At 38.0% G+C, this 12247-nt stretch carries 8 protein-coding genes; all 8 read right to left on the reverse strand.

The genetic code is table 11. The annotated features are described in order from the left end of the window. Positions 1-7: 7 nt before the first annotated feature. Positions 8-2110 (reverse strand): hypothetical protein, encoded by a 2103-nt coding sequence (locus LAV82_RS23320; RefSeq protein WP_499717014.1) that lies wholly within the window; start codon positions 2108-2110, stop codon positions 8-10. Further along, a complete protein-coding gene (locus tag LAV82_RS23325; protein ID WP_499717015.1) occupies positions 2107-4221 on the reverse strand; it encodes a hypothetical protein in 2115 nt (704 codons plus the stop codon). The genes LAV82_RS23320 and LAV82_RS23325 overlap by 4 nt, the downstream gene beginning before the upstream one ends. A gap of 18 nt (positions 4222-4239) precedes the next feature. Beyond that, positions 4240-4752 (reverse strand): hypothetical protein, encoded by a 513-nt coding sequence (locus LAV82_RS23330; RefSeq protein ID WP_499717016.1) that lies wholly within the window; start codon positions 4750-4752, stop codon positions 4240-4242. A 76-nt stretch (positions 4753-4828) separates the two neighbouring features. After that, positions 4829-5911, reverse strand: a complete 1083-nt coding sequence (locus tag LAV82_RS23335; protein WP_116737921.1) for a phage major capsid protein — start codon at positions 5909-5911, stop codon at positions 4829-4831. Between the two features lie 21 nt (positions 5912-5932). Beyond that, positions 5933-7156 (reverse strand): hypothetical protein, encoded by a 1224-nt coding sequence (locus tag LAV82_RS23340; RefSeq protein ID WP_499717017.1) that lies wholly within the window; start codon positions 7154-7156, stop codon positions 5933-5935. A 21-nt stretch (positions 7157-7177) separates the two neighbouring features. Then, positions 7178-8524: a nucleotide exchange factor GrpE gene (locus LAV82_RS23345; protein WP_499717018.1), complete on the reverse strand. Its 1347-nt coding sequence runs from the start codon at positions 8522-8524 to the stop codon at positions 7178-7180. Position 8525: 1 nt separating this feature from the next. After that, complete coding sequence (locus LAV82_RS23350) at positions 8526-10688, reverse strand: hypothetical protein (RefSeq protein ID WP_499717019.1); 2163 nt, start codon at positions 10686-10688, stop codon at positions 8526-8528. Positions 10689-10772: 84 nt separating this feature from the next. Beyond that, positions 10773-12065, reverse strand: a complete 1293-nt coding sequence (locus tag LAV82_RS23355; protein WP_499717020.1) for a hypothetical protein — start codon at positions 12063-12065, stop codon at positions 10773-10775. Between the last annotated feature and the right edge of the window lie 182 nt (positions 12066-12247).

Below are 12247 nucleotides of genomic sequence, written 5' to 3' on the forward strand. Positions count from 1 at the left end.
TTATTTATTATCTTCCGCCTTGGAATGGATTTCCTTCTTCGTTCATTAATGTGATTGTCCATGTAATACGGATTCCTGTATTAACTTCTTTGCGAGTTTCACCCACACGAACTAGTGAGAAAGCTTTTACTGGATAGTTTCTAAACCCTGCAATTTTATCTTCTGCACGTGGTCCATCAAAAAGACCCATTTCACGAATTGTGATATTATGAGCTGGCTTTAACTCAGGGAACTCCGCAATAAAGCGAACCGAACCTTTATCTAATTCAAACCAAGGATAATCATTAATTGTTTTTGGTTTATCAATGACAGCACGAGTGTAGTTTGTTGGAACACCAGGCTTCTCATCAGATTTATAAACCACTTCAATCTTTGTAAGAGCCCCACCCGAAATGTCGTTTTGAGCAATTTTAATTAGCTTAGGATCAGTGTTATCAAGCATGTACTTACCATTGCCAAAGTCACTAGCATTTTCAACTTTTTCAAGTGCTACTCCATTTTGATCAAGAATTTTCAATGTGTTTTCTTTAATAGGGTAAAGAGTACTATATTTATTCATTGCTTTATTTGTGTTTACATTTTTAACATAAACATAGTCTGCTCGTACTGTTTGTCCTACTGCAGGAGGTGTTGAGAGTGTGAATTGACCATTCACTATATCAATTGATGCTGGAGTAACCGCACTATCTGCTACTCGAACTACTAAAGTCCCCTGGTTAATTGGTTTATTCACTAAGTTGAAAGTAGTTTTGATTCCGTCCCCTGTTCCCACACTTTCATTAGTTACTGCTGTATCAGTAGGAACAACTACAGTAATAGTTCCAGCAGTCATTGTCGTTGCCAATTCTGTATCGTAGATTTCTCCTGTCACAGAATAAGAAATCATTACACCAGTCAACGCACGATTAAATGAAATCACACCATGAACGTGATCTACTTTAAATGTAGTGTCAGAAAGCTGTGCATCTTGTGCTGCTTCCGTAAATTCAATATCGTTGTATTTAATTTTGAGGCTGCCTGTTAATACAGGGAAGTTAGGAAGCTGAATAGTATAAGGCGCCATTGGTGTTGTGTTGAACATAGTAGGCGTTAAGAAATCCACTTCATAATTTTTGAACTCTTTAATTAAGCCATTATCGCTTTTGCTTAAGGCATCAAAATGAATGCCAACGATTTTCATGATAGGATTTGTTACTGCAGCATCTGAGCCTGAATGAACAAGTTTAATTTCTGTTTCTACACTGTTATCTAAACCTGTATATTCAATTGATTTGACCTGTGGCTCAGTTAGCTCACTATCAAACGCTTCAATTGTTTCTTTGACCACACCATTGACTACCACATCAATTTGAGCACCCTTATTAGAAGCTTCATATTCAAAAGCAAAGTTACTGATTTTTTGTTTAAATTTCACTTCATCGTTTGCTGTAGTTGTTGAAGCAGATTCTGCAGTTACAGTGAAACTATTAGAAAATGTTAATCGAGAGTCTGTTAAAGGAATTGGTTTATGAATACCTTCACCGATACCAATAAACAGGTTCGTGTAAGTTGAATATACTTCAGCATTTAAAGGGACATAACCTGTTGCCGGTGTTTTAGAAAGTGAGAAAGCTTTCTTCCCAAATTCAGTTGATACTTCTTCTTTAATGTACACTGTTACAGGGAAATATCCGTATGATATTTCAAAGTCGTTGTCCTTAATAGCAGACCAAATGATATTAGGTGAGTGTAATAGTTGGCTACCATCAAATAGTGCAGCCCCTGCTAATTTACTTTCATCGATATAAAATTTTGAAGTAGGACTTGTTTTAGGAACTCGGTTCTTATAAAGAATTCTATTAGGATCTCCTGAGAATGCTCGTAATAAGATTTCTTCTGCACCATTTACTACTAAGTTAGGCTGGTCAGCTAAAGTTCCTACTACATCTCCACTTTCGTTAATTGCTTCAATTTTAATGTGACCTTTTGGCATGAATTCGAATGAATCTTGCAAGCCGTCTCCACCTCTTTCTTTTGATCTTGTTTGCACCTTTTCATATTTTGCTATGAGCTCCTGTTTCTTTTTTCCTTCTGGAAGCATAGCAAATAATTTATTTAAAACATTATTCATGAGCTTGATACCTCACCTTTTAGTGTATTGATGCCTAATTTAAACTGACCTACTGGCCATCCTTCATCCATTGCTCCTATTGCGTAATGGACTTGATCAGTTCCATCCATTAAGAAAATGTCTCTTAAATTATGAGATAGTTCGACTAACTTTCTATCCAGTAATGGGAACTTATTAGGATTTCTCAAGTAGTGTTTGAACAAATTGTAATACCCATCATTCTTAGAAGAGTGGAAATGCTCTTTGAATGAGTCAGTTGCTGTTATTCTGTTTGAGTCAGCGTATTCTTTTAAAATGGCTCCAAGATACTCTTTAACCTTGCTCTTAACTTGAGTCTCATCTAACGAAATTGATTCTAATTGAAGTGCATTCAATAGTTCAGAAAGTATACTGGAATCTATTTTAGGTTGTTTCAAAATTTCTTCACCAACACCAATTTCTAAGATTTCATTCAGCACTTCCTTAAACAAGCTGAATTGCTCTGTAATGCTTTCTAAAATGCCAGTCGCCTTAAGTTCTTTTACATAATCATTACTAGCAATAGATTGCATCCTATGTATATCAGACAGTGCCGCTAAATAAGATTCTTTGAAAGAACGGGTTGAGGTTGTCTCGCTATGCTGCAAGCCTTCTGAAGATTGAACATGTACGTTTTCATTTGCATGTCCAAATTCTTTAACGTATGCTGATTTAAAGGTTTCAGCTACATTCAATGTAACTGTCAATACCTCATCAAAGTTATAATCTACTAACAATTTCATTCTTGAATCATTCATAGACTTAAAAATGTGATCAATGATTTGAGCATGATATTCTTTAATTGGCTCTAAATCTGTCTTAATAACAGCATCCACCACATCAAATAAGAGCATGTTTTTGATTTCAACATCATCTTCTAAAAGAGAGAATTCAACAATACTGCTCTGAACTGACTGTTCATGTTTATCTTCTACTGCCGCTTCTAATTCTAATAAGTGTCTATCAACGGCTAGCATAGGAACATATAGATCTGATAGGGCCATCCGTAAGAAGCGTTCAATACTTTCATCTTTTGAATATCGTAGTGCTTCTAAAATAACAGGCTCTGATATTAATTCTACCGCATCATTAAGATTGGTGACAAAACCGTCATTAAGCGATGCATCGTATATAGCAGTGATGAGTTCGTTTTTAATGTCAAATTCATAGCTACTGTTTAGATAACTGCTCATTTCTTCGTCATTTTGCAACAATACTTCGATATTGGTGCTGCGCACAATCTTCTCAAGTCTATCTTCTAAGAATATCTCTACAAGCAAGCTCATAAAATCAACTTTTCTCTCTTGATATTGGTCAATTAATTTATACACTTTATATAATTGAGCAAACTCTTCAGGAGAACTTGTGAGAACCTCTTTAAATTGAGATTTAAGTTCGTTAGCTATAAACAAGAATTTTTCTCCTAATTGAGACACCAGCTCATCCCTAGGATTTGAATCTTCTTTATTTTTGATGAAGGACATTACATCACTCATCGATGCTGCTTTATTTTCCTCATAATCCAAGTTGTAAGAGAAATTAGGTTTCATATCCCCCATTAATTCAATAAATGTATCTGATACAATGTAATCCATTAAGTAATCGATCTGATTATCATGAACAGAGAGCATTAAATCTAATACATCATAAATCATGTTATACACGATTAAATCATTATCGAAATCCCTTAACTCTGAATAAACCCAATCACTCTTCCAATTTTCTTTTGTTACACCACGTAGTCTGTACTGATTGTGTGAACTAGCAAAAGTGGAATCCATATTCTTTTGAGTAACCCACGATGACTCAGTAACAGCATGATCTGCCTCTGAAAGTACAGCTTTAATCCTAAAAACTTCAGTTTGAGGATTTACAATCAAATTGTTAGTGGATATGGATTTCTGTGTCACTGAAGATGAGGAACGAATAATATTCTCACGATCAACAGGAAGCAAACGAATTGTTAAGTCTGAATCCTCTTCAAAGAATGTAATGTGTTTAAATAAACGGTCTTCATGAGCTTCTTTGAATGGAGAAAACGCTTGGGCTAGGAAGGGTTGAACAGCCTGCACAGAAAATAGAGATTCTAGCATCAGTCTCCCGCCTTCCTATTATTCAGATTTTGTATTTTTAGGAGCACTCTTTGCTCTTGTTGATTTAACCTTAGTTTCTTTCTTTTCTTCTTTTTCAAGTGTTTCTTCTTCACCTACAGATTGAGCTTGAAATAAGTCTACTTGTTCAGCGTCTTTTGCTGCTTGAGCCACAGGTGCAACCTCTTCAATATTTTCGCTGAATCGCTCTGCACGATCATACGCACGGTTAGCTTGTTTAGCTACCGGTTCACGACGTTCTCCATCTAATGATGGTTGCATTTTCGTCATATCTGTTCGGAACATCTTATCAAACTTAGCTTTCCAGGCATCGATGCTTTCTTGCGGCAGTTGTCCTTCATACAGTACAAGAGCAGGAACCGAACATAATAAAGCATGAGTAATCTTGGATAGTTGCTCAGGAGCAGTGTAAGTAAGAGTTTGTACAGGTTTATCTAAAGTTAAGTAAAAGTTTGTTAATTGGTCAAAATAACTAGTTTTATTAGGTGCTAATCCTAGTGTAAGTTCTGGCATTATTCTTCCTCCCTATTATCAATAAAATAGACGAGCGAACAACTTCGCCCGCCTATGGGTTGTTGACTATCTTAAATTAAGATACGATTTTGATGCGATCTGGAGCTGGGTAAGACTTCTCAAATGCTAAGTTACGAGCAGCTGCAACAGCTTTACCTTCATTAAGGACACCAATTCCGTAACGCTCTTTAACTTTTACAGTTTGGATGTCACGCATTGGATCATCAAATTGCTCAGTAGTTAAAGGATCTTTCTCTAGTAAGATACCAATGTTTTGACGGTCAACTACGAACATATCAAACTTCTTCGTTTCAAAGTTGAACGGCGCAAATGGAGTAAAGTTAAGGTTAATAGAGAATGGAATCCGACCTTGCACTTGATCTGGACTGATTTGAAGGTTCGTAATTTGAGAACCACCAAGTGCAGCATGTGTTAATGACTGCATAATGTCATTCTTGAAGAATACTGACCAAGTTAATGGGTGTAATAACACATCAGATGGATTGTAGCCATTTGCCATTACAGCAATAAACATATCAATCATGTCTTCAGTTGACATAGTATTATTCAAGTTACCTTCGATATCCATACCAGTTGTACCAGCTTCAGCGTACTTTTGACGGATATCATTATCGAATACGATATGGCCATGTTTAGAGAATTGAGTGAAAATCTTCTCTTCTTTTAATCTAGCCATCGCTTCTCCGGCTTTCCTTACTAAAATACCAATTACATCCCATTGGCTATCATTGATCATTTCATCTGTCACACGGACTACCATACCCGATTTACCAACCTTCACTTCTTGTGTTCTGTGAAGTTGGAAATCTACTGTTTCTTCTAGGTATGATTGGCTTTCCCCAATATCATGTGCTCTCATAGCGCCGATAGATGGGAATTCAATAGAACGACCTTCTGTAAGACGTACTTTTTGTAATAAGTCAGAACCGATGTAATAAGGCTCTGCTGCTTCACGCATCATACCAGTGATTACACGTGGAATTAAGATACTAGCATCTTGAGTCGATAATGCTTCTGTTACTGAAACAAGTTCTTGTTTAGGAATGCTTGTCCAGTCCTCAGATAAATCTAATTGGCGCTTCATACGCTTTAAAACGTTTAGCGATTTCTCGCTTAATTGATGTTCATTAATATTCATAGCTTATTTCAATCCCCTTTCTTATTTTTGTAATAAGATTCGCACAGCACCAATGCTGCCTTTGAAGTCCCATCCTGTCGGAACCCCTGGAATCTGTCCTACTGCTTTATATGTTGCTGTTACATCTAATGGTGTAGCTCCATTAGTGTTATCAAAACTAAATACAACACGTCCTGAAACTGGATCGAAATGTTGAGGCGTAACTACTTGATTTCCTACTTTCAGTGTTAAAGAGCCTTCAACAGCTGGAGTATGTAATAAATAGAAATCATGACGGCCTGATTGACCTGCTTGAACTTGACCGATTACTTCATCCTCAAAAGGAACTTCAATATTCGCACCATTAGTTAAGCCTGGAATACCTTGTGGATAATACTTGTTATCACGCTTATCAACGTTACGGTAGCTTCGCTCATATGGGTATCCTGGGAATCCATCTTGTGCGCCAATATCAGCATGTGTAGCACCCGATTGTGTTCTCCATTGATCTTCTGCAGAATCCTCTTTAGACCATCCAACCCACTTCAACCAACCTTGTGGTGCCATATTAGTTTCAACAGCCCAAACTTGACCAAATACTTGCTCACGCATGATAGACTCTTTTTGAAGAGCAACTTTTAGAGCAGCTAAGTCAGCAGCATTTTCGATTTCAGCACGGACAGCTTCAAAGTCTGCTTTGATTACATATCCGTTTTCATCAGACATTACGAAATCACCAGCTTTTACTGGACGAGCAATGTTCTCATCATAGAATGCACCCCAATGAATTTCTTCAGCATCTGCTTTTGCAGGGATATAAGGCAATTCAATATAGATTTCATTCTCAATTGTTGGCTGCATGCCATTGAATCCATCTACGAATTCTTCAAAAAGGTTCGCATATGCCACACCAATTGGCTTATTAGCTGTACGAGTATACTCATCTCCATCACGACCAACCTCTGTTACGTCTTTACCGCCATTAGCCAGTGTAAGAGCATTGTAAGGAACGTTTGCATCAAAATCATCAAAGCGACCATCATCGTCTTTACCACCATTTGTAGATGGTGCTACTACACGGCCTTTAGGAATGACAACCCATCCATCTCCACCAAAGTGATAGCGGAATAATCGTGGTAAACGTGGGTCAACTAAGAATTTCTCACCTGGTGAGTCATGTGTACCTGCTTGTAGCTTCGTGTTAGTACGAAACTTCTGATCTGGCGTATCCTTTAAAGGACCGGCAGTACCTTGGAATAATGCCATTACTAATTCACTCCTTTTAAATTATCGATTGCGTTTAGAGCCAAACATGCCTTTAAACATGCTTGTTGCTTCTGCAACCGTCATATTAGTTTTAGAGCCTTCTTGTTGCTGTGGAGAGTTTGGATTATTATCTTCTCCTGCTGCTCCTGGATTTTGTACTGTTCCACGTTGTGCTGAAGTGTTTTGCATTTCAGCCTGCAAATCTTTTACTGCATCATTTAATGAATCAGTACTTCGCTTAACGTGTTCAGCAACAGCCTCTTCTGGTGTAACGCCTACCACATCGGATTTACGAAGGGAAAGTTTCATATCAACAACTTTTTCTGCTAATGCCTTATGTGCTTGTTCGATAAGACCAGCATTTTCAGTTGTTAAACGATCTACCTCGCCTTGAGATTCTACTAATTGGGAATCCACTTTTGTCTTCTCAATAACTAGGTTTGATAGAGTTGCTTGCGCTTCACTTAAGCTTTTCTCTAACTTAGTAACTCGTTCATTCGCCTCGTTTAATTGAGTTTGTAATACTGATTCTTGAACTGGAGTTTGGTTTGTGTTTTCAGGGTCCTCATCCATGTTTTCATTGCTCCCTTCCTTGAAGTTCATTAATCCATCAACCAGTTGCCTAACATCGTCCGTTGCACTTTCATACAAGTTAACTTCAGGCAATTGAATGTTTTGCATTAATCCTTCTGCGATTTGAAAAATTTGTAGTGCAGATTCTGCAGTGTCTCCATCATTTCCATCATCAATAGATACAGAGAAGTTTCCTGCATTTTCATCAGCGGGCACGTTCACGTAAGATACTTCTCGTCCAAATGTTGTACCAACAATATAATGACAAGTTTGTCCTTCGTACTCTTCACCACGCCAATGTTCACACCATTCCTTAGTACGGTCAGTTCCACAAATGTTACAAGTAACTTTGTCCGTTGTCGCACCAATACTTACTGTGCTGTAGCGACCATCAAGCACCTTCTCTACTGCTGTAGGATCGGTGATTTCACAAGTGAAGATTAAACCTTTGCGGCCTGAAATAGTGGATTCAGTGTATTCCGCTCTTAAGATGCGTCCTACAGGTTCACCAGCATGTGAATTATGATGCGTTAAAACTGGTTTATTATAAGGGTGTGTCCAAGAATCAAGACCTTCTTTTAGTCCATCTTCTGTATAGAATGTGTAGTTTGCTGTTCGTCCCACGTGGATAGCTTCCATTTGAACGATCAACTTTCGATTACCTTTGCCTTTGGCTGATTCGCTTAGTTGCTGAACCGTCTCTGGCTTAATCTTTCCTGTAATCCCTACACTTTCAAGCAGTTCTCTGCCTGATACAATTTTCTTAGCTTTATGCTCATCTAATGTATACTTCATCTCATTTCTCACCTCCCTCAACGTACTCTAATGGGCAATCACAATTCGGGTGCCATGACGGAATCCGATAAAATATAGCAATCTCATCTAAAGACGAGTATTGTTGTAGTGATATCAACTCTTTGGCTTTTTCCTGACAGGTTAAGCATGATCCTTCATACACTGAACGAACATGTTCTTCACCGTATTTCATCAACGACAAGGCGTATCCGAAGTTATAAGATTTAGCAAGAAGAGTTTTACTCATGAAGGTTAAGCGGTGATTTGTAGAGCCAAATATACCTTTAACGGCAAGAATAGCTTCTTCTTTATTTTTGGAATCTTTTAGCCTCTCAGATAACGTGCTTTTCAGCACTTTTTCGATGTTATCTAAGGATTCAGAAGCATAATCCTTTACGACTCTGACTGCTTTCATACGACTCACATCTGGATGATCTTTACGTCCAGTATCTGTTCGTGCTTTCGCTATCCCTTCAGCTATTGCTGATTGAGTGCTATGCTGAATGGTTCTAAGCATTTTATCTTTACTGAAATGCAAGGAAGCAAGCCATTCTTTAGGTTCTTTTACTGGGAAGGTCTGCTTTTTGATATGTGCTTCTACAACACCAAGCGTGTCACTTTCCAATAAGCGATAAGATTCAAGCAGAGATTCTTGTAGTGCATTACGCCCCTCACTCATCACTCGTTCAAATACAGATTCGGTCAATGATTCTGTAGCCTTTTTAGGGGCAGACTTCTTGCCGTTCTGATTCTCAGGAGCATTCTTGTTATCAGTTTCTTTCGCTGTAGATTCAGAATCCTGTGAAGTCGCTAATTGCGCTCCATGCTCTGCAACAGCCATACCAATCATGGCGAACTGTAAGCGACTCTCATCCACTACTGGATCGTATCCTAACTCATGACGAACTTCTTCAAAGCTTGCTACGTTCGAGTTCCACTTTAAGAGTGTGTGGTTTTCTTTAGCGATTTTTCTCTCTTGTTCAATTTCTTCAAAGATGAAGTTCACATCGAATTCTAAATTAACAAGAGGATCAAAGCCGCCTTCTATCAATATCTCATCTACTATGTACTTATCAATTTGAACTTGAAGCGCTTTTTGCCAACCCTTTACACGATCAGCTTTAATGCCACCCATAGCATCAGCTGTATTGCGGTTCGCCGTATCTCCTCGTCCCATATCAACTGAACTCATTCCAAGTCCCGTAAACACACGTTGCTCAAAGTATTCTAAATAAGGCTTTCCATCGATTGTGCTCATTTGAACTGCTTCGATTTTATGACGCTCAGGAAGAACAATAGCTCCGTCTGTAGGCATGTTTTCGATTACACTCTGTAATTCAGCTAATTCATCATCAGATGCTTCATAGCCTGGCTTATCAATACCTACTGTGTAAGATAATAAGGGGAAAATATGACGATATAAGAGAAGTGCTGCATTCTCTTCGACTTTGCGTAAGAGTCGCACATCTTCTAAAACTGGTGCAATCCAAGGTAGCCCGAAAGGTCTTCCAACAGGACGGTTTACTGAAATATGTACAATATCTTCAGGATTGAAGTCTGTTGGCTTATCAGCGCCATCAACTTCTTGCCTGTACTTTAAAATCGTACCGTTAATATCACGTGAAATCGTAATAGTGTTAGGTGGCAATCTAAAGTATCCTGCTATTGGATCTTTTGCCGGAAGAATTGGAATAGCAGCTAATCCAGGTGGTAATCCTACCCCATTCTTAGCACGTGCTTTCGCAATAAAGCAGTTGCCATATCGAACGATATCATCAGCTATCCCTTGGAATAATTCTTCCGTAGGAACACCTGTAGCAACAGCCATCATCTCTAACCTTAATTTTAAGTAAAGAAGAGATTGATCATTCTTTCCTGCAAAGTACCAACCACTCTTAAATACAAGCTCACTATACTTCATCATAGTTTGCATAATGTAAGAGTCTCGTTGAATAGCTGTATCTATAAGAGCGAAATCGGCTTGTGGACCTTCGAAGCTATCACGGCCTCCACCACCATCAACATATTGATATCCGACTCGCTTGACCTGAATGGCTTTAGGATCACGGTTTAATGCTCCTACACCACCAGTTGACGTTCCACCGTCAGAGGGAGCATTCTTTAGCGTGAAATTCTTAATCATTTGATTCCAGAGCTTCGCCAAGAATGTAACCCCCTTTTCTCGATATAAGCTCGTTATTTCTAAAATATAATAGTTCACAGTTATTATACATTTTATTGTAATGCATTACACATACGCCTGAGAGCTATATCCATTTACTTTTAAGTATTCATCCACCCATGCATTCGTTATCTTGTCTGCATCTTCTAAATCCTCAAGAATGCTGTAAAATCTTCTGATTTCCTCTTTATCTTTTAAAAAGTTAATTTGTTGCTCGTAAAAATCGGACTCTGATTTATAGAAATTAAGCATATCTGCCAATGTACCTTCGTAAACTTTGCGTGAATCCTTCATAGAATTCACCATATACTGAGAGAATTTATCCAGTGCCCCACTATAACTATCTTCTTGTTGATACATCCATGCTTTTAAGGGCTCAACCGTCTTAACTTCTAATTGCTGATATAAGTATTGCTTTTCAGAACCGAAGTTTTCTTTCTCATCATCGATGGTCATCATTCTTCCTTTGAGCGCTTCATGTTTATCTCTAACAGATTTAAACTGCAAAATAAGATGCGATTTAGGCGCAGTGAAATCTGACATGTCATTTAGGCTCATGATGAAGTCCTTTAAGTTATCATCGATAAGTGACCCAGCGTTATAGATGAGGATTTTCGCCTTCTCGATTACATTTAGAAACATGAAGTAACGGTTACGATGAACGTATGAAGTATCAGCTAAGGACGTGTGTAGTAATTCACTATTTCTCTTTTGTGACTCCAAACTTTCAAGTGATTCATAATTTAGTTCATCCATATTTACAGATAATGATTCATCCTGCAAAGGAAAGTCTTCATCATCATGATTATCTAGTTCAGTCATTGCTGAGTAAGTGTCCATCACTCGTGCTTCAAGTTGCTCCCACTGTTCTATAGAAGCCAGTTCTGCTTCTTCAATTTTCTCAATATCTGTTTCACTAGTGAATTGAGTTCTGAATTTCTCATCAATGAAATCTCTTCGTACCTGTAAAGACTGCTTCATATTGTAAAGAAGACTATATAATTCAAAGTCACCAGTCTGATTGTAACCACTTTGTTCTCGCTCAAAGGAGATGATGTCTTTGAATTGTTTCAGAGAAAGCATTGTTTTGAGCTTCTTAAGTAATTCCACCGAATTACGTGCTGCTAAGTCCACTAGTAGTTCATCAATCTCTGCGATTAATTCATCATAATCAGAAAGAATTTGACTAACAGTAAAGGTTCTTGCACGTTCTATAGACTGCTTAATTTCAGGTCTAATCAGCTCATATATGCTCTTTTTTGTGTACTTCACTTGTGGTCTATAAGTGATCTTATCGTGCTCATATGGTGTATCAATCCCTTTACCACCATATAGTTCATCAAATGTTTGCTCTGACATAAAATCCCCCCTAAACAATATGTAACCCCCATAGACAAGTCTATGAGGGCAGGGAAAGAGATGAAAGTTGAGTCAAGCTAAAAAAATGGGATACAGGGGGTATTTGTGCCTTCCACCTACAGCCTATAACCACGATTTCAGATCGTGTCGCTTACATAGGGTCAACGCATTATCTCAGGCAT

Source organism: Bacillus sp. ILBB4 (genome assembly GCF_035064545.1).
Taxonomy (GTDB): Bacteria; Bacillota; Bacilli; order Bacillales; family Bacillaceae_H; genus Priestia.